This window comes from Mycoplasma sp. 10961 (assembly GCF_055523525.1).
Map to the genome: position 1 here is coordinate 555,533 of NZ_JBVFVD010000001.1, position 20,602 is coordinate 576,134.

Annotated in this window: 16 protein-coding genes and 1 tRNA gene; 5 read left to right on the plus strand and 12 right to left on the minus strand. The window is 27.7% G+C overall.

The window, feature by feature from the left end; genetic code table 4:
• Positions 1–28 precede the first annotated feature (28 nt).
• A complete protein-coding gene (locus tag AC0B4T_RS02330; protein WP_465102971.1) occupies positions 29–703 on the plus strand; it encodes an IS30 family transposase in 675 nt (224 codons plus the stop codon).
• 458 nt (positions 704–1,161) lie between these two features.
• On the opposite strand, the gene AC0B4T_RS02335 is transcribed toward AC0B4T_RS02330, so the two are convergent.
• The 4 genes from AC0B4T_RS02335 to AC0B4T_RS02350 form a co-directional block, all read right to left on the minus strand.
• Positions 1,162–1,356 (minus strand): hypothetical protein, encoded by a 195-nt coding sequence (locus AC0B4T_RS02335; protein ID WP_465102972.1) that lies wholly within the window; start codon positions 1,354–1,356, stop codon positions 1,162–1,164.
• Complete coding sequence (locus AC0B4T_RS02340) at positions 1,357–3,852, minus strand: PfkB family carbohydrate kinase (protein ID WP_465102973.1); 2,496 nt, start codon at positions 3,850–3,852, stop codon at positions 1,357–1,359.
• On the minus strand, positions 3,839–5,407 hold the full coding sequence (locus AC0B4T_RS02345) for a PTS transporter subunit EIIC (RefSeq protein ID WP_465102974.1): 1,569 nt from the start codon (positions 5,405–5,407) through the stop codon (positions 3,839–3,841). The genes AC0B4T_RS02340 and AC0B4T_RS02345 overlap by 14 nt, the downstream gene beginning before the upstream one ends.
• Before the next feature lie 764 nt (positions 5,408–6,171).
• Complete coding sequence (locus AC0B4T_RS02350; RefSeq protein ID WP_465102833.1) at positions 6,172–7,704, minus strand: transposase family protein; 1,533 nt, start codon at positions 7,702–7,704, stop codon at positions 6,172–6,174.
• 149 nt (positions 7,705–7,853) lie between these two features.
• On the opposite strand from AC0B4T_RS02350, the gene AC0B4T_RS02355 reads away from it, so the two are divergent.
• Positions 7,854–7,944: transfer RNA gene (locus AC0B4T_RS02355), tRNA-Ser, on the plus strand.
• Positions 7,945–8,248: 304 nt separating this feature from the next.
• Here the strand turns inward: AC0B4T_RS02355 and pfkA are convergent.
• The 5 genes from pfkA to AC0B4T_RS02380 all read right to left on the minus strand — a co-directional run bounded on the left by pfkA (position 8,249) and on the right by AC0B4T_RS02380 (position 14,405).
• Complete coding sequence (gene pfkA, locus AC0B4T_RS02360) at positions 8,249–9,226, minus strand: 6-phosphofructokinase (RefSeq protein WP_465102297.1); 978 nt, start codon at positions 9,224–9,226, stop codon at positions 8,249–8,251.
• A 14-nt stretch (positions 9,227–9,240) separates the two neighbouring features.
• Positions 9,241–10,074, minus strand: a complete 834-nt coding sequence (locus AC0B4T_RS02365; RefSeq protein ID WP_465101479.1) for a bifunctional 5,10-methylenetetrahydrofolate dehydrogenase/5,10-methenyltetrahydrofolate cyclohydrolase — start codon at positions 10,072–10,074, stop codon at positions 9,241–9,243.
• Positions 10,062–12,548, minus strand: a complete 2,487-nt coding sequence (locus tag AC0B4T_RS02370; protein ID WP_465102975.1) for a valine--tRNA ligase — start codon at positions 12,546–12,548, stop codon at positions 10,062–10,064. The genes AC0B4T_RS02365 and AC0B4T_RS02370 overlap by 13 nt, the downstream gene beginning before the upstream one ends.
• Positions 12,549–12,837: 289 nt before the next feature.
• Positions 12,838–13,161, minus strand: coding sequence for a transposase (locus AC0B4T_RS02375; RefSeq protein ID WP_465102976.1), 324 nt, complete (start codon positions 13,159–13,161; stop codon positions 12,838–12,840).
• A gap of 95 nt (positions 13,162–13,256) precedes the next feature.
• Complete coding sequence (locus AC0B4T_RS02380; RefSeq protein ID WP_465102977.1) at positions 13,257–14,405, minus strand: IS3 family transposase; 1,149 nt, start codon at positions 14,403–14,405, stop codon at positions 13,257–13,259.
• A 151-nt stretch (positions 14,406–14,556) separates the two neighbouring features.
• On the opposite strand from AC0B4T_RS02380, the gene AC0B4T_RS02385 reads away from it, so the two are divergent.
• On the plus strand, positions 14,557–16,089 hold the full coding sequence (locus tag AC0B4T_RS02385) for a transposase family protein (protein WP_465102833.1): 1,533 nt from the start codon (positions 14,557–14,559) through the stop codon (positions 16,087–16,089).
• Positions 16,090–16,314: 225 nt separating this feature from the next.
• Here the strand turns inward: AC0B4T_RS02385 and AC0B4T_RS02390 are convergent, their stop codons facing one another.
• Genes AC0B4T_RS02390 through AC0B4T_RS02400 form a run of 3 tightly spaced genes read right to left on the minus strand, consistent with a single transcriptional unit; the run spans position 16,315 to position 18,803 of the window.
• Complete coding sequence (locus AC0B4T_RS02390; RefSeq protein ID WP_465102978.1) at positions 16,315–16,923, minus strand: IS30 family transposase; 609 nt, start codon at positions 16,921–16,923, stop codon at positions 16,315–16,317.
• Positions 16,924–16,961: 38 nt separating this feature from the next.
• A complete protein-coding gene (locus AC0B4T_RS02395) occupies positions 16,962–18,110 on the minus strand; it encodes an IS3 family transposase (RefSeq protein ID WP_465102979.1) in 1,149 nt (382 codons plus the stop codon).
• A gap of 21 nt (positions 18,111–18,131) precedes the next feature.
• Complete coding sequence (locus tag AC0B4T_RS02400) at positions 18,132–18,803, minus strand: hypothetical protein (protein WP_465102980.1); 672 nt, start codon at positions 18,801–18,803, stop codon at positions 18,132–18,134.
• A gap of 150 nt (positions 18,804–18,953) precedes the next feature.
• On the opposite strand from AC0B4T_RS02400, the gene AC0B4T_RS02405 reads away from it, so the two are divergent.
• Both AC0B4T_RS02405 and AC0B4T_RS02410 read left to right on the plus strand, forming a co-directional pair.
• Positions 18,954–19,322, plus strand: a complete 369-nt coding sequence (locus AC0B4T_RS02405; protein WP_465102981.1) for a hypothetical protein — start codon at positions 18,954–18,956, stop codon at positions 19,320–19,322.
• 3 nt (positions 19,323–19,325) lie between these two features.
• Positions 19,326–20,582 carry a hypothetical protein gene (locus AC0B4T_RS02410; RefSeq protein WP_465102982.1) on the plus strand — a complete coding sequence of 419 codons (1,257 nt, stop codon included), beginning with the start codon at positions 19,326–19,328 and terminating at the stop codon, positions 20,580–20,582.
• The last annotated feature ends 20 nt before the right edge of the window (positions 20,583–20,602 follow it).

Genomic DNA, 20,602 nt, shown 5'->3' on the forward strand with positions numbered 1-20,602 from the left:
CTTTCTTTATATTAAAAATATTCGGATTTTGTCCGAATATTTTTTCCCTGTCTACTATCTTGTTAATTCTTTTAAAAAATTCTCCCCTGATGAATTTGCTCCTTCACCTAGTACAATTTATAAAATAATCAAAAAATACCCTTATTTCCTTGAATTTGACCACATTGTTAAAAAATCTGAAGGAAAATATGGCATAAGGAAGAATAAGCAAACCAAACCTAAAACATTAAAATATGCAACAGAAATTTCAAAACGTCCAGCTTATATTAATGATCGCTCTGAACATGGCCATTTTGAATTAGACACCGTTGTTGGTAAAATCAATGATACATATTGTATTGTGACCATAATTGAACGGCAAACCAGAATGTCTTATGCTATGCTTTCAAAACGCAACTCCAAAGCTATCAAACAAACTCTTATCAAACTAATCAAGAAACATAACTTAGACATTAAAACTTTAACAGTAGATAATGGTAGTGAAAATGTCTTATTGCACCAGGTAATTCCAACTGAAAGATTATTTAAATGCCACCCATATAGTTCATGACAAAAAGGTTCAATAGAAAATATGCACCGCTTAATTAGGTATTACATTCCCAAAGGAAAAAGCTTAGATAAATACTCTCAGCAAGAAATTGATTATATGATGGATAAAATAAATAACTATCGACAAGTTGTCCGGCAATATAAGATAACCTAAAATTTTTTTAATCCCCCGCCTTTGATTGCAATCAAAGGGGCCTTACTTTTGACAAAAGTAAGCAAAACCAACCAGAAAACACTGCCGTGTTTTCTGTTTTCTCATACATTTTTTTATCTAAAAATTATGTTAAAATTAAAAGACAATTATTTTGTTAATATCTCGCATGTGACTTTTACAAAAAACAATAACTATAAAATAAACCCAAAATATAATATTTTGGGTTTATTTTGATATAGTTTGTAGCAGGATATTGAAATTTTAAATATTTTTAAATAAACAAAACAGTAAACCAGGATAAATATATTTATAATATATAGCAAGTTGTTATGTACTTTTATCAATAAATAATCTTAGTTGTAAATAAAAATTTACTTTCACTCGTTTTTATTTTCTCTAATATAGGCAGTGGTATAAAAATAAATCTTTATTATTTTATAATATTTAAATTATGAATCTTATTTTTGGCTTCGAAATATAAATCAAAAGCCAAGTACTAAAAAAGATAAGATTGCACCAGTTCCAAGAGGAATTACCACAAAATTTAATCAATTATTATTTAAACCTTCAATTTTTACACAAAGGATTATTCCAATTATTACACCTAGTAAAAAGATAATTGGAATAGTAATTTTAATTATCTTTTTAAACATTTAAAATTCTTCTTTAAATCTTTTTAGTAAATTCTTACGTAATCTTTTAGCTTTAAAATCATGATTTTCTATTTCTAAAAGTGAAAAACTTGCCCCTACTTTGGTTACAACATAACCAGCAACTAAATTTGCATGAAAAACAATATTAATTAAATCTTCATCGATAACAACTTCTTTTGAATTTGCTTGTTTAGTATCAAACCATTTACCGATAAACGTACCAAAGAAAGCATCACCAGCTCCGGTAGAATCAATTTGCTTTACTTTTTTAGATTCAACTAAAAAATGTTTTGAATCTTTATAAACTAATGTGCCTTTCTCACCTAAAGTAATTAAAAATAATTTATTTTTAAAATTTTCAAGAGCTTTTATACCATCTTTTAATGTATTGGTATTTGTTATTAAATATAGTTCATCTTCAGAAAATTTAATAAAATCAGCTAAATTAATAAATTCTTTTGCTTTTGCAATAAAATCATCAAGATTATTTTGATAAAGGGCCTTTCGATAATTAGGATCAAAGAATATTTTCTTGTTTTCCATTTTAGCTTTTAGAGCTAAGTTCTTGTAAGTTTCAAATAATTCACCACCTAAAAAAGCTGTTGCAGAAGTTAAAACTAAGGCATCAAAATAAATATTTTCAACATATTCATATTTTAAATCAGCATCAGCGCCTCTAACAAATTCAAAACTTCTTTCACCATTTTCATCTAAGGAAACTATTGCTTTTGTAGTATTTTTATCTTTTATTTTTATAAAATTATCTGGATCTAACTTATCCATAGATACAGAAAGAAGTAAATTAGTACTATCAGCAAAACCAACAGCACCAACAAAAATAGCAGTACGTTTGGTTTTTTGAATTGCCGCTGCTACATTTAAAGAAGCTCCTCCAACATTGACTTTAATTTTTCCATTACCTAAATGATATTCATCATAAAGAGCTTCACCTGGCACTAAAAGTTGTGGACGATCACCCCAATCAATATCAACTTCATCAAGTTCACCAATAGTTGCAGTAATATTACCATCATATTGAAATAATAATTCACCATCTAAAAAGTATTTTGTAGTAATCACGTACTCTCCTTGATTTATATAAAGTTCTAATAATGATGAATCTTGGATAATTTCAATATCTTTAATATTCTTAATATTTCTAGTTATTTTGTTAGGGTAATTTGGTGCAAAACTATGTGACATATTAGTTCGATCAATTGTTAAAACACCATTAAAGTAGGAAAACATAATGTAATGACCTTCCTCATTTTTAAACTCAAAAACCCATTTTTTACCGCTAGGTTTTAAGTGGAGAAAATTCTGGCGATTTCATAAATCTACAATACTATCTGTAATTCGATAATACGGTTGGTAAATAAAATTAAAATTATCTGAATATTTTTGGTATAGTTTTCCTTTTTCGATTCACATAGTTCTTGGTAAGGTTAATGAATGAGCGTATCCTTGTTCAAAAGTTGCAACAGCATCTGTATCTGGTGTTCCTGCTCATGCAATTGAAAGATTATAATAATAATCGGGACCATTCATAATTTGAGGCGCATAGTAGTCAAAACCTAAATCAAGTAAATCCCAATGTGTAACTGTAAATGTTAATGTTTTTCAATTCATTTTACCTAGGAGGTAAATTGAAACATCCCTATTTTGGTTATCTTGATCATAAAAATAAGCCCCCTGAGTTGAAATAAATAATACATCTTTATTATGTATCTTAGTGAAACTAGGACACTCAAACATAAATGCTTCATTAAGTTGCTTTGGCCCATTAATAAATTCGATTTCACCCTTTCAAGTAAAATCAGCATTAGGTTTATCAGAACTATAAACAACAATTTTACCTTTTTTATCTAAAGTTTGTGCTCCATGTAATAAATAATAAGTGTCTTCAACTTGGACAATATACGGATCTCTAAAATGCCTTGTATATTTAGTTTTATCAACACTAAATAATAATTTTTTGCTTGCTTCAGTTTCTTTTCAATCATTGCTATATTTAGCAACTAATGTATGAGATGTATCTTCAGGAGCATTATAAATATTTCCTTTTTTTACGTTACCAGTGTAATATAAATAAAGGTTATTATCTTCTGATAATGCTGAACCTGAGTAAACCCCATTTGCATCATATTCATTTGATGGTCTAATTCCTAAACCATGACTTTTATATTCTAAAAAATTTTTTGTCGTAAAATATCCTTGGTGCTTATTAGCGTGGATTGGAGTAAACGGATTTCATTGGTAAAAAATATAATATTTCTCATTATGATAAACAAAATTATTTGGATCATTAATCAAGCCTGAAAATGAAGAAAGGTGAAGTTTATTAAAATAAACATCGCCTTTGGCTTGTTTTAATTTATTAGTTAATTCCGGCAACAATGCATCGGTATATACATAGGTTTTACCTGTATTTTGTTGCTTGATTTGATCTAATTTTCTTTGCTTATCTTTGTAATTAACAGGTTTAAGCTTTTTCATGTTCTTTAATAAAGTTTTCGAGTGCTTCTTTACCAAATGTTTTTGCAAATACAAATGTTAATGAACTAGATACAATTGAAGAAATTACAGAAGCAATTGCAATATTACCTAACGGTGATAATGCTCTATGGAAGAACATTTTATTTCCTCATGGAACCACTTTTTCATATTCTGTATAGTAAGCTAATAATTTATCACTTTTTACAGGTGAGAATTGGATAAATCCTAATCATGAAGCTGAACCAAGTGAACTAGCTACAGCTTGTGATATACCTACTCAATATCCACCAATACCTGCTCCAATAGAAGCTGCAATCATTGGGAAGAATAATGGAATGTTTGTTCCAAACATAGCAGGTTCAGTAATACCTAAATTAGCTGCAATACCAGATGAAAGTGATGAAGAAGCTAATTTTTGTGATTTTTTGTATAAAAGACCAAACATTGTAAGAGCTGCAACTCCTTGTGCAATATTAGATACTGTTGCAATTGAAGTAATTCAAGTAAATCCTTGTGAAGCAATTAATTGAGCTTCGATAGCAGTAAATCCTTGGTGCAATCCAGTTACAACAATGAATGGGTAAGCCATTCCAATTAATAACCCACCTAAACCAAAGCCTGGGAAGTTAGTATATGTAAAGATTGCATTTGCTGCATATCCAATACCAATTCCAATATATCTTCCAATTGGTCCAACAAATCAGAATCCAAAGAAAACGCTAATGCCTACGGTAAATAACGGAACTACTACGATTGCTAAAGCTTCTGGTGTGTATTGTTTGAGTAATTTTTCAATGTAGAATGCTAAAGCAATGATTAATAACACTGGGAAAATTTGGGCTTGGTAACCTATGAATTTTCATTGGAAAAATTCAGGTAACTTAGGGAACAAGGCAAAAGCCCCCTCAACAGCTTCTTTATTTGATGAACTTCATCCATTAACAAGGGCTGGTGAAATCATTGTTAGACCAATTGCTAACCCTAAGAATGGATTTCCTCCAAATTTTTTCATTGCAGTATATCCTACAAAAGCAGGTAAACCACCAAGAATAGCACCCCCAATTAAATCAAAAAAGTTTTTAGCCGATGTTGCAGAAGTACCAGAAGCAACTGTTGAAATAAATGAAGATAATGCTAATGAAATACCGCCTGCAATAAAGACAGGAATTAAAGGTACGAAGATTTCAGAAAACGATCTAACAAGTCACCTGATTAATAAAAAGGCATTGCTTTTAAATGATAATTCTTTGTTTCAAAGAACTTGTTTTCTAGCTTGCGTTGTTGTTTGGGTTTTTGTATCTGATAAATAGTTTCTTAAGTTATCAATTACTTTATTTACAGTTCCAGGACCATAAATAACTTGCAATTGATCACCGTCACGAGAAGCTCCTTTTGCAAGTGCGACTTTTGAAAGTGTTTTCATGTCGATTTTAGAATCGTCATGCACATACACTCTAAGCCTTGTGGCACAGTTGAAATATTCTTTAATATTCTCTTTACCGCCTAATGCTTCGGTAACTTCTTTTGAGACATTGTCTCAATCAAATTTTTGCATATTATTCCTTTTCCTTTTGTTTTAGTAATAAATTGATTTAAAAACAAATATTATTAAAACAAAAATAATAATTAAGTTTTAAATCTGTACATATTATATATTATTATTATTATTATTATTATTTCTGTTTTTTTGTATTTTTTCCACAACCCTTGAAGATTTGTATAATTTTAATTAAATTAAAGAGTGAATATTAAAGTACTAAAAAATTTGACTAAGCAACTTGATACTAACTTTTTGAATAACATACTTATATTATAAATTACTAATTTAAAGCCTATTAATTCCAAATATAAAATGCCTAAAATTTTCTTATACTTCTAAAAACCATAATATCAATATTTTTTAAAGAAATGTTTACATATTTTGTAGAATAACTACTTTTTTGCACTACTTTTTTTAATTTTTTGCCCATTCTGTTGGGGTTAATCATTTTTTTATTTTTTGATTTATATTATGGATTCCTTTGTTGCAAAAAAAGATAACGAAAAAACAAAGAAAAAAATTTTTTTCTTCTTTGGCAACTAAATTGGAAAATTTATATATTTTTTGATGTTTTTACTGTCTAAAAAATTAAGATATAATTATGTATATTATTAAATTAACTATAAAATTTCAAAATGAAACAAAAAGATTTTTAAACCCCCCGCCCTTGATTGCAATCAAGGGAGCCTTACTTTTGAAAAAGTAAGCAAAACTTCCAGAAAACACGTGCCCGTGTTTTCTATTTTTATTATTCTCTTTTTTATTAAAAAATATTAAAATTAATATGCATCAATTTTTATTTCATCATTGATGCTTCTGTGTAATGTTCGAAGTATCTCTAAATACTCAGCCATAATCTTATTGGCTTCAAGGTTATTTCCTTGTGCATTCACAGAGACACTATTAAACTTTGAGATGTATAATTCAAGAGTTTTAAAAAATGAGTTTGTTTTCTTATGGATAAATGCTAGTTTTCCAACGGCAGGGATAGAATAATCTAAACCTTTCTCAAGAGCTCACATTTCTGTAAAGCTTAGATATTTTCCATTAGGTTCTTTGGCAAAGTATTTTTTTCCATTATATTTAAAATACAAATTATCATCAGAACAATGTACTAACACAACATCAGAATTATAAGGAAATATAATCCTTTTGTCATGCATATCGAAAGCTGCAAGGTTTTTACCTTGGTATCTAACAACACCATTTAAAACTTTTCTATTAATCTCTAAATCAACGGCTCAATTGCCGTTTTTCTTTCCTTCTTTTTGAAAGACATTATGTTTAGAAATTATTTTTTTATTCCTCGTGTTGTAATAATTTTGAAATACTTCGTTATTTTGCTTTAAATCATTAATATCTTTATATCCGTTTTCATGAATTAATAATGGGTATTGATCTAATGATGTTCTAAAAGATCTCTCAACGTGAGGTTTATGTTTGGGATTAGATGAACTGAGTACTTCTATTCCTTTTTTATTTAAATCTTTTTCAAAAATTGTTTGTGTGTTTTCGTTTCCCCAAAAAGTTCTTCTTTTATCAGTATAAATTTTCTTTGGAAATCCATATTTCTTAAATACTATTTCTAACAGTCTTTGATATCCTAATGTTGTTTCTTGTTCTTCAAATCATGCTGCTAATAATGTTCCAGTGGCAACATCAATTGCATGATAAAGATAGAATGGTTTATTATTTTTTAAATATGGTTCAAGCTGAGCATCGATTTCAACAATTTCACCAAATTCTAAATTTTTCTTTAGACCCAAAATTTGTCTTTGTTTTTCATTTTGTTTAATTTGTTTATAATATTTTTTTAATAGCAATGTTGTCTCTTGTGAAGTTTTCTTCTTTGATAATTTTGCTATTTTTCTTCCTCTTTTGGTTGTATGTATATTAAATAATCCTAATTGGTTGAATCTTCTTACTAAAGTTTTGTAAGAAATTTTTTGCCTTATAAAATAACCATATTCTGAATAATAATAACTTTTAAACGAAAGTTGGTTATTTGTTAGAACACTGTTTAAAATAATTTCACATGTTTTTAAATAATCTTTAAACACTAATTCAATTTCTGAATCGGTAACTTTGCAACTTCTTTGTTGATTTTTATTTTTATGACTGATGTCAATTTCTTGATTACTTTTTATTATTTTTTTATATCTTTTTACAGTTGATACACTAAGGTTTGTAATTAAACTAAGTTGAGATAAAGATTTTTCAATATTAGCAGCAATTAATATGAGAGATTGCTGTTTTTTTAGTTCGTAGTTTGTTAAGTTTTTGTACTTATCTATGTTATGTTTGATTCTCATAAATAATTTATACCATATTTTAATTAAATTAGTTCATTTTCCAAGGGATTTATATATGGACCTAAATAGTTGTCATTGGACAATAATATCAATATTTTTTAAAGAAATGTTTACATATTTAAAAAATAGTGTATAATATATGCATATTTGGAACAGTACTCAAGAGGCTGAAGAGGCGGTCCTGCTAAGACTGTAGGGGAGGCAACTCCCGCGGAGGTTCAAATCCTCTCTGTTCCGCCATTTATTTTAAAAATATAATTAAATTTTAGATATTTAGAAAGACAAATAATAATATTTCCTTTTTTATTGATATATATATATATATATATATATATATCAATAAAAATAATTACTTCTTATAACTTTATATTACTTTACTCAAATTCATTTTTATTTTTCCTTTATTTATTAATCAATAACCTTTTATAAATTTTCTCATTATAATAATACCTTTCTAATTTCTAAATTTAATCCTAAATCATTTGTATAGTTTATTTTTATGTTTACTAAAAAACACTTATGCAGCGCATAAGTGTTTTATTCACTATTTAGATTGGTTTAATTTATTAAATTTTATTGCTTTTTGTACAAATTTATTTTTAGAAGCATTTTCCATAGATAAAGCTTCTAGAATTGGAATACCAACAATATCATTATTAATAATACCAACCGAAATACCTGAACGACCTTCTAAAAGAAAATCAACTGCTTTTTGACCAAGCAATGAAGCTAAGATTCTTTCTTGAGCACTAGGAGTTCCACCTCTTTGAATATGGTTTAGAGGATTGCTGCGAGTATCTCATCCAGTTGTTTCTTGCACTAATTTTTCTAATGCTTTAATATCATAACATTTTTCTGAAACAACAATTATGATACTACGTCTGTTAGGTTGCTTTGTTAATTCAAGAGCACTTGCTGCAATTTGCTCTGGAGTTAATTTATATTGGTTTGAGGCAATAATTTCAGCACCAGTAGCTAAACCAGAGTAAAGAGCTAAATCACCGCAACCATTACCCATTACTTCAACAATCATAATTCTTTGGTGACTTTTAGCAGTATCCCTAATTTTATCGATTGCATCAACAATTGTATTTAAAGCTGTATCATAACCAATTGTATAATCAGTAGCCGCAATATCATTATCAATAGTTCCAGGTAAGCCAATTGTTTTTACTCCCGCTTCGTGAAGTAATTGAGCACCTCGGTAACTTCCATCACCACCAATAACAACTAAGGCCTCAATTCCTAAGCTTTTTAGATTATTAATAGCAACTTCTCTTACTTGTGGATCTTTAAATTCAGGAAAACGAGCTGAGTAAATGCAAGTTCCCCCTTGGTTAATATAAGCATCAAGATCTACTGTATCTGCAGGCACTATATTATTGTTATATAAACCTTTATACCCTTCATACACTAAGTATGCATCTAAATTATTTGCTTTAGCATGCTTCGCAATTGCTCTAACGGCATTATTCATTCCTGGGGCATCACCACCAGAAGTTAAAATAGCAATTTTTTTCATATTTCTCCTTTTAATTATTTAATTGCATCAATTAAGTTTTTAAGTAAACAAACTACTGTCATAGGACCAACCCCACCAGGTACTGGTGTTATGGCTGATACTTTATCTTTAACCGATTCAAAATCTACATCACCATGTAACTCTTTTGTTAATTTATTATCTAAATTAATGCCAATGTCAATAACCACGGCACCTTCTTTAATATTTTCGGCTTTGATATACTTAGCAACACCAATGGCCACTATGACAACATCGCCAGATTCAACACCTTTAATGCCAGTTTTTTCATTAAATGTAGCCACATCTACACCATATTTCTTAATTAAATGGGCAATTGGTTTTCCTACTAGGTGCGAGCGCCCGACAACACAAACCTTAACATCTTTTTTGTAATTAATGTTGTAATGATCCATTATTTCCATAACAGCACGCGCCGTTGCTGGAACAAAGCATTTCTCTTCTTTACGGTTGTATAGTTTAAATTCATTACGAGTTGATAAACCATCAACATCTTTTTCAAATGGAATTGAATCCAAAATAACTTGGGTTGGGATATGTTTAGGCAAGGGCAATTGTACAATTACACCATCTGATTCTAAATTAATTAAATCGAGTTTTTTCAAAAGAGAATTTTGTGTAATTTTTTCATCAAACTTATGCAATCTTCCTTCAACTCCGACTTCTTCACATTTTTTTAATTTAGCATTAATATATTTATTAGAGGCTTCATTATCACCAACTTGAACTATCGATAAAATTGGGCGGCGGGGGAAATTTAAAGATTCTAGTTCTTGTTTAATTTTTTCAGTTTCTAGCTTTGCTAATTCTTTACCACTTAATATTTGCATTTTAATTCCTCCATATATTTATTTAGTTCACTAGTGTATTTATCTAATTTTAAACGTTCTGCTTCGACTTTCTCTGGCGGAGCTGCTTGTACAAATCTTTGATTTGCTAAAATGTTTTGCGATCTTTTTACCTCAGATTCAAGATATTTAATTTTTTCAATTAATTCTAGTTTATTTTTGTTTTTTAATTCACTTGATTGCTTAATAAATAAACTTTCTTTATTAATAGAAATTAAATAATCGTCGTTCTGGGTTAATTTTGCATTAGCCATACGGTTAATAATCTCAATTCACTTAGGCTCAATTTTTCCAGAATATCAATATTCTAAAAGATCTTTTTTAGAAATTTGCATATCATCGCGGTATTTTCTTAATGCAGTAACTAGTTCAATAACTTCATCTATGCTACTAACAAAATCATAAGAGCGAAGCATTGGCATTTTTTGTTCCAATAATTCAGCTTGATATATTTCTGAATATAAACGGTCAGTTATAAATGGTAAAAACGGATGTAAAACAATTAAGGTTTTACTCAAGATGTTAAGGGCTACTTGTTTATTTTGAGTTGATTTTAAAAACTCAATATATCAGCTGCTTAAGTAGTTAAAAACAAATTTGTAAATTTCTGAACCAATGATTGCAAATTCATATTGTTTAATTAATTTTGTAATTTTCTTAGATAAATTGGCTAATTTATCTAAGATTCAATAATCATATGGTGTTTTTTCTTTAGATGGATTATCTGGTAAACTTTGAATATAATTAGCAATATTTCAAAGTTTATTATTAAGTCTCCAAGCACTTTCAACTTTTTGAGTTGAAAATCTAATATCCATTCCTGGAGAGGTATTTGTTAATAAAAACCAACGCAATGAATCTGATCCATATTGATCAATTAAATCCATAGGATCCACACCATTATTTAATGATTTAGACATTTTTTGCCCTTTTTCATCCCGAATTAAACCATGGAATAATAATTCCTTAAATGGTTTTTGTTTCATAAACTCAAGACCCATAAAGTACATTCGAGCAACTCAAAAGAAAATAATGTCATAACCTGTCACTAATAAACTAGTCGGATAATATCTTTCAAGCATTTTGGTATTATTTGGCCAACCCATAAATGTAAATGGTGCAATGCCTGAAGAAAACCAAGTATCTAAAACATCTTCATCTTGTTTTCAACCTTCACCTGGACTATCAACTTGAACTTTAATTTGATTTTCTTTATACCAGGCAGGAATACGATGACCTCATCAAATTTGGCGTGAAATGTTTCAATCATGGATTTTATCCATTCATTGTTGCATTGTGTGTTTTAAGCGTTTTGGATAAAACTTGACTTGGTCCTTTGATTTCATATTTTTAATAATTAAATCTTTTAAATCATCCATTTTAACAAATCATTGAGGTAAAACTAAAATTTCAGTAACACTTTTACTACGATCAGAAATTGAGACATTTGAAGTTACTTCTTCTTTTTTAAAAATAAAGTTATGCTCTTCTAAATATTTAGCAATTTCTATTCGGGCTTGAAATCTCTCTAACCCATGAAATTTAGTATTTGGATAATTAATAAATCCATTTTTATCAATTGATTCAATAATTTCTAATCCTAATTTTTGAATAATTTCGATATCCGCATCAGCATGTGCAGAAAGTTTCATTAACCCTGTTCCAAAATCTGGATCAACATATTCATCTTCTATGATTGGTAAAACTTTCTGCGTTAATGGATGAACAACATGAAGGTTTTTATATTTTTTGTATTTTTGATCCATTGGGTTATAAACAATTGCAATATCACTAAGTAAAGTTTCAGGACGCACTGTTGCAACTATTAAATCCTCATTAGTTTCAAAAACCTTATACTTAATATAGTACATAATCTGAGTGGTTGGCTCATTAATTACTTCAATATTTGATATTGCAGTTTGTAACTGAATATCCCAGTGCACAGCTTTAACTCCCCGGTAAATATAACCTTTTTCATATAGTTTAATAAATACACTTTGCACAGCATTACTAGCATCTTTATCTAAAGTAAAACGTTCATTTTCATAATCTAATGCAAGGCCAACCCTGGCTCATTGTTTTCTAAATAAATTGGCATATTCGTCTTTCCATGCTCAAACTTGTTCTAAAAACTTTTCTCGACCTAAATCGTGGCGAGTTTGCCCCGTTTGTTTATAAATCACATCTTCCACTTTAGATTGTGTTGCAATCCCAGCATGATCCATACCGGGAATCCACATTACATCGTAACCTTTTAATTTTTTATACCTTATAATTGTATCTGGAATATATACATCTAGTGCATGACCTAAATGTAATTTACCGGTTACATTAGGTGGTGGTAACAAAATTGTAAATGGTTTTATTTTTTTATTATGAGTAATAAAATATTTTTTATCTCTTCATTTTTTTTCAATATCTTTTTCAACTTCTAAATGATTATAATTTTTGTTCATAACTTCTAGATAACCTCCAAATATGTAAATATATAAAATAATATTAAAATTATACCAAATAAGCTATTTTTTAGAAATGTAAAACTTACTATATTCTAATATGTTTTTTGGAAAAGTCACTTGCGAGATATTAACAAAATAATTGTCTTTTAATTTTAACATAATTTTTAGATAAAAAAATGTATGCGAAAACAGAAAACACTGCAGTGTTTTCTCGTCGGTTTTGCTTACTTTTGTCAAAAGTAAGGCTCCTTTGATTGCAATCAAAGGCGGGGGATTAAAAAAGTTTTTAGGTTATCTTATATTGCCTTACAACTTGCCGATAGTTATTTATTTTATCCATCATATAATCAATTTCTTGCTGAGAGTATTTATCTAGACTTTTTCCTTTGGGAATGTAATACCTAATTAAGCGGTGCATATTTTCTATTGAACCTTTTTGTCATGAACTATATGGTTGGCATTTAAATAATCTTTCGGTTGGAATAACCTGGTGCAATAAGACATTTTCACTACCATTATCAACAGTTAAAGTTTTAATCTCTAAGTTGTGTTTCTTGATTAGTTTTAGAAGAGTTTGTTTTATAGCTTTGAAGTTGCGTTTTGAGAGCATAGCATAAGTAAACTGGGAAATTTTTTTCGGACGGTTTTACCTTCCCCAACCATACCATTTGGCTAAGCCAAACGGAATGCTTTGGGAAGGTTTTTTTATCTTATTCTTTTATAATTATATCAGTTTATAAATTCTTTGATTTTTTGTGATAATTCAATAAAAGTAAGTCTTTTACAGGTTTGATCAAAATTTGGGAAAATTTCACTTTTAAGAATTGAAAAGAAATACTCAATTTCACGATTGTCAAGACTATTACCAATTCTTGACATTGATATTTTACCTTTTAGTGATTTTATTTTCTTAGTATATTCAAGCGAAGAATAAGCAGATCCATGGTCAGAATGTAAAATAAAATTATTTTTGAATTTTGTATTGGTGATATTATTCAAAATTAGTTCAGTATCATTTCTAAGTGATAATTCATAGGTCACAAACTTAGTTTTATGATCAATAATTGCAGATAAATAAATATGATTCTGTTCAATATCTTTTGGTGCTGGTATATAGGTCACGTCTGTTGCATATATATTATTGTTACGTGAATTATAATCTCTTTTTACTAAATCAGGTATTTTAATACTAGTATTTTTAGATTCCTTGGTTTTACGTTTTTGTCTAACAAATGTTTTCAAATTAAGCTTTTTCATATAATTTCCTAGGGTTCTAGGATTTATTTGAATATTATATTCTTGGAAAATATATTTAGCAAGTCTCCTTCGTCCATACCTTTCTTTATTTTCGACAAAACTTTGAAAAATTATTTCTTTGTGTTTAACCTTTAGTTCTTTAGTCTTGTTGTTATCTTTCAATTTCTCGTAATATGTAGATCTTGAAACACATATCATTTTAGATTTTTTAGTATGTGAAAGATTCTTGATTTTCTTTATCTTTGAGATATCTGCATCAATATTATTTTCATTAAAAATTCGATAGTAGTATTTTATAACTGCATCTTTTTCATCATCTTTAAGAGTATCAATTCATGTATAATCGAGAACTTTCTTTTTCTTTCTCCCAACACCTTTATCTTTCTTAGGTGATTTACCGCTTTGTGATTCTATGTTCATATTTAAATTATACAGTTTTCTTTTCTTTAACATATTTCTCATTGATTCTTTATTTCAGTATACTTTTCTGATATCAAAACAGAAATTATCAAATTCTGCCTTCGTTATTCCCAGGTTCAAATATTTATCGTATAAGTCAAAAATTTTGATTCATTCTTTAGTCTTTAAATGCCTCATAACTACCTCTCTTTCTTTATATTAAAAATATTCGGATTTTGTCCGAATATTTTTTCCCTGTCTATAAGATGTCCAATGACAACTATTTAGGTCCATATATAAATCCCTTGGAAAATGAACTAATTTAATTAAAATATGGTATAAATTATTTATGAGAATCAAACATAACATAGATAAGTACAAAAACTTAACAAACTACGAACTAAAAAAACAGCAATCTCTCATATTAATTGCTGCTAATATTGAAAAATCTTTATCTCAACTTAGTTTAATTACAAACCTTAGTGTATCAACTGTAAAAAGATATAAAAAAATAATAAAAAGTAATCAAGAAATTGACATCAGTCATAAAAATAAAAATCAACAAAGAAGTTGCAAAGTTACCGATTCAGAAATTGAATTAGTGTTTAAAGATTATTTAAAAACATGTGAAATTATTTTAAACAGTGTTCTAACAAATAACCAACTTTCGTTTAAAAGTTATTATTATTCAGAATATGGTTATTTTATAAGGCAAAAAATTTCTTACAAAACTTTAGTAAGAAGATTCAACCAATTAGGATTATTTAATATACATACAACCAAAAGAGGAAGAAAAATAGCAAAATTATCAAAGAAGAAAACTTCACAAGAGACAACATTGCTATTAAAAAAATATTATAAACAAATTAAACAAAATGAAAAACAAAGACAAATTTTGGGTCTAAAGAAAAATTTAGAATTTGGTGAAATTGTTGAAATCGATGCTCAGCTTGAACCATATTTAAAAAATAATAAACCATTCTATCTTTATCATGCAATTGATGTTGCCACTGGAACATTATTAGCAGCATGATTTGAAGAACAAGAAACAACATTAGGATATCAAAGACTGTTAGAAATAGTATTTAAGAAATATGGATTTCCAAAGAAAATTTATACTGATAAAAGAAGAACTTTTTGGGGAAACGAAAACACACAAACAATTTTTGAAAAAGATTTAAATAAAAAAGGAATAGAAGTACTCAGTTCATCTAATCCCAAACATAAACCTCACGTTGAGAGATCTTTTAGAACATCATTAGATCAATACCCATTATTAATTCATGAAAACGGATATAAAGATATTAATGATTTAAAGCAAAATAACGAAGTATTTCAAAATTATTACAACACGAGGAATAAAAAAATAATTTCTAAACATAATGTCTTTCAAAAAGAAGGAAAGAAAAACGGCAATTGAGCCGTTGATTTAGAGATTAATAGAAAAGTTTTAAATGGTGTTGTTAGATACCAAGGTAAAAACCTTGCAGCTTTCGATATGCATGACAAAAGGATTATATTTCCTTATAATTCTGATGTTGTGTTAGTACATTGTTCTGATGATAATTTGTATTTTAAATATAATGGAAAAAAATACTTTGCCAAAGAACCTAATGGAAAATATCTAAGCTTTACAGAAATGTGAGCTCTTGAGAAAGGTTTAGATTATTCTATCCCTGCCGTTGGAAAACTAGCATTTATCCATAAGAAAACAAACTCATTTTTTAAAACTCTTGAATTATACATCTCAAAGTTTAATAGTGTCTCTGTGAATGCACAAGGAAATAACCTTGAAGCCAATAAGATTATGGCTGAGTATTTAGAGATACTTCGAACATTACACAGAAGCATCAATGATGAAATAAAAATTGATGCATATTAATTTTAATATTTTTTAATAAAAAAGAGAATAATAAAAATTGTTTTTTGGAAAAGTCACTTGCGAGATATTAACAAAATAATTGTCTTTTAATTTTAACATAATTTTTAGATAAAAAATGTATGCGAAAACAGAAAACACGGCAGTGTTTTCTCGTCGGTTTTGCTTACTTTTGTCAAAAGTAAGGCCCCTTTGATTGCAATCAAAGGCGGGGGATTAAAAAAAATTTTAGGTTATCTTATATTGGCGTACAACTTGCCGATAGTTATTTATTTTTTCCATCATATAATCAATTTCTTGCTGAGAGTATTTATCTAAGCTTTTTCCTTTGGGAATGTAATACCTAATTAAGCGGTGCATATTTTCTATTGAACCTTTTTGTCATGAACTATATGGTTGGCATTTAAATAATCTTTCAGTTGGAATTACCTGGTGCAATAAGACATTTTCACTACCATTATCAACTGTTAAAGTTTTAATGTCTAAGTTATGTTTCTTGATTAGTTTGATAAGAGTTTGTTTGATAGCTTTGGAGTTGCGTTTTGAGAGCATAGCATAAGACATTCTGGTTTGCCGTTCAATTATGGTTACAATACAATATGTATCATTGATTTTACCAATAACGGTGTCTAATTCAAAATGGCCGTGTTCCAAGCGATCATTAATATAAGCTGGACGTTTTGAAATTTCTGTAGCATATTTTAATGTTTTAGGTTTGGTTTGCTTCTTCTTCCTTATGCCATATTTGCCTTCAGATTTTCTAACAATGTGGTCAAATTCAAGGAAATAAACTGGGAAATTTTTTTCGGACGGTTTTACCTTCCCCAACCATACCATTTGGCTAAGCCAAACGGAATGCTTTGGGGAAGGTTTTTTTATCTTATTCTTTTATAATTATATCAGTTTATAAATTCTTTGATTTTTTGTGATAATTCAATAAAAGTAAGTCTTTTACAGGTTTGATCAAAATTTGGGAAAATTTCACTTTTAAGAATTGAGAAGAAATACTCAATTTCACGATTGTCAAGACTATTACCAATTCTTGACATTGATATTTTACCTTTTAGTGATTTTATTTTCTTAGTATATTCAAGCGAAGAATAAGCAGATCCATGGTCAGAATGTAAAATAAAATTATTTTTGAATTTTGTATTGGTGATATTATTCAAAATTAGTTCAGTATCATTTCTAAGTGATAATTCATAGGTCACAAACTTAGTTTTATGATCAATAATTGCAGATAAATAAATATGATTCTGTTCAATATCTTTTGGTGCTGGTATATAGGTCACGTCTGTTGCATATATATTATTGTTGCTTGAATTATAATCTCTTTTTACTAAATCAGGTATTTTAATACTAGTATTTTTAGATTCCTTGGTTTTACGTTTTTGTCTAACAAATGTTTTCAAATTAAGCTTTTTCATATAATTTCCTAGGGTTCTAGGATTTATTTGAATATTATATTCTTGGAAAATATATTTAGCAAGTCTCCTTCGTCCATACCTTTCTTTATTTTCGACAAAACTTTGAAAAATTATTTCTTTGTGTTTAACCTTTAGTTCTTTAGTCTTGTTGTTATCTTTCAATTTCTCGTAATATGTAGATCTTGAAACACATATCATTTTAGATTTTTTAGTATGTGAAAGATTCTTGATTTTCTTTATCTTTGAGATATCTGCATCAATATTATTTTCATTAAAAATTCGATAGTAGTATTTTATAACTGCATCTTTTTCATCATCTTTAAGAGTATCAATTCATGTATAATCGAGAACTTTCTTTTTCTTTCTCCCAACACCTTTATCTTTCTTAGGTGATTTACCGCTTTGTGATTCTATGTTCATATTTAAATTATACAGTTTTCTTTTCTTTAACATATTTCTCATTGATTCTTTATTTCAGTATACTTTTCTGATATCAAAACATAAATTTTCAAATTCTGACTTGGTTATTCCCAGGTTCAAATATTTATCGTATAAGTCAAAAATTTTGATTCATTCTTTAGTCTTTAAATGTCTCATAACTACCTCTTTTTCTTTATATTAAAAATATTCGGATTTTGTCCGAATATTTTTTCCCTGTCTAAAATAAGGGTATTTTTTAATTATTTTATAAATTGTACTAGGTGAGGGAGCAAATTCATCAGGGGATAATTTTTTAAAAGAATTCACAAGATAGGTAACTGATTTCTTAACTTCTTTTTGCTGCAAATTCTTTTTATTTCTATTTTTATTGTATGTATTAAGTTCACTATACCAATATTTTCTGTAGGTCTTTCATTTCTCTTTAATTGCATCACTTACAAAAAAGAGTCGCGAAAATGAATAACCTAATAAATGTTCGTATAGTTTAGTAAAATTAAGGGTTTTAACCCACATTACTCTTTTTGAACACTTAGGACAAACATAGCGATTTTGTTTATCTAAACTAAGTGGTTTGCGATTTGTAATAATTCGGATTTTACTTTTTATACTTCGAATGTCTCTATCAAAAATCTTGGCTACTTCTTGGATTGAGAAGCCTTCAGAAAGTTCTTGTAAAATATTATAAAGTTGCTCTAGATCAATTTGATCTGATCGTAATTTTCGATGCGACTCAAGAGCTCCTTGCATTTTCAAGATAGTATTATGATTCTCTTCGATTTTAAAATGTTGATATTTATTTTCTTTTCGATATTTGTCAAAAACACAAATATATTTTTCTAAATTTTTCATATAATTTTAAGTTCTCCTTTATTTTTTGAAAAATTATTAATACAACTATTTTATTACAAGGCAGACAAAAACAATGTCACATGCAAAAAACTTGCATGTGACATTTCCAATTAATACTATATTCTAATAATTTTCAGGTATAATGTAATTATGATTACAAAATACGAAAATGGAGATATTGTTATAGCGAAAATAAAAAAAATAACTTATAAAAATATAACCTTGCAAACCAAACAAGGTACCACTTACAAAATAAACTATAATGAAGTTTCTGATTATCCAAACAAAAATTTATTTACATTTTTTTCAGTAGGAGATACTATTAATTTCGTGCACTTAAACTGTACAATAGACAAAAAAAAGAACAAAATTTGTTATGGTAGTTTTAAACGTAACCACCCCAACGAATCAAAAGCTAAAATAAATTCCAAATTGCAAAAAACTCCCGGTGGGTTTAAGGCATTGTCAAACTACAATCAATTAGTCATTAATAAATATAAAAAGCAAAAGAGAACATAAATAATGGGCAAAATAAATATTAAAGGATATGATATAGATACTCAAGCATATTTTGAACAAAACAAAAAAATAATACAAAAAATTAAGTCTCTAAATTTTAAAGGTTCAGAATATTTAAATTTTGATGATATAGCTGTTAATTATTCAATTAATGGAATCAACTCCATTATTAAATTTTGTAACAATATTTATAATAATGGTGTTAAGCACTTAATAGTTTTTGCTTCACATATGACGCGAAACTTAATTAAAAGCACAATAAGTTTTATCTTAGGTAAAAATAACTACACAAACCAAAAACGAATTATGCTGCATTTTATCAATGGTCAAGATCAACTGTATGTAATTAAACAAAAATTAGATAAATATTTTGATCAAGACGAAAATAACAATATAGCAATTTGCTTTGCGGATGGTTTTTATGATTTATCAGAGCAAAAAAATAAAGATATCGTAAATATCCTCATGTCCAAATTTAGCGAAAGATCAAGTCATTTTCTAATTGATAAATTAATTTACTTCTTAGGCAAAAAAGAATGACTAAGTTATTTAAAAAATCATAAAATCCCTAATAAAAATATTCGTGCAATATCATCTGATTTAAATCATTCTTTTTACTTTTTTAATGACCTTACCTTAACTTTACTAGCAACCCAAGGCATTAACATTAAAAAATTAGTTGCAGGGTACTCTAAGAATCAACATATTATTTATGAATATGATTTAACCATTAATTTAGCTTTAAAATTGGCATGGTTTTTAACTAATTTTAATTTAAGTCATAAAGAATTTGTTAAACTAAATTTATTCATATCATATGATAAAAATCTTGATCAAAGTGCTAAATCAATAATGAACTTTTTTAAACCAATTTTAGAACCTTGTAAAGTATTCTGTGATTATTTAACTTTCCCATCAGATATTTCAAAAATTGGCCAAGCTATGTTAACTAGTAAATTGTCAAAGGTAATTATCTATTTAAAACTAAATCAAAATAATTTAGATTTTCAAGGCACTACTGATGTTCAGTATGATGCTTTATTAAATTATGAACAAGATCATACATTAAATCATTTAAAAAATATAAGTCATCAAGTGTTTAATAATTATTTACTTTCATATAATAACACCACCACTAGTATTGACATTGAGTTTGCAAAACAAAATGAGGAAGCATATGGAGAATTTATCCAAATCATGTATTGAACCAGAATTTTTTTCGGAATTATTAATGATTTAAATCCTTTTGAGATTAATTAAGTAATTTTGATTTATACATC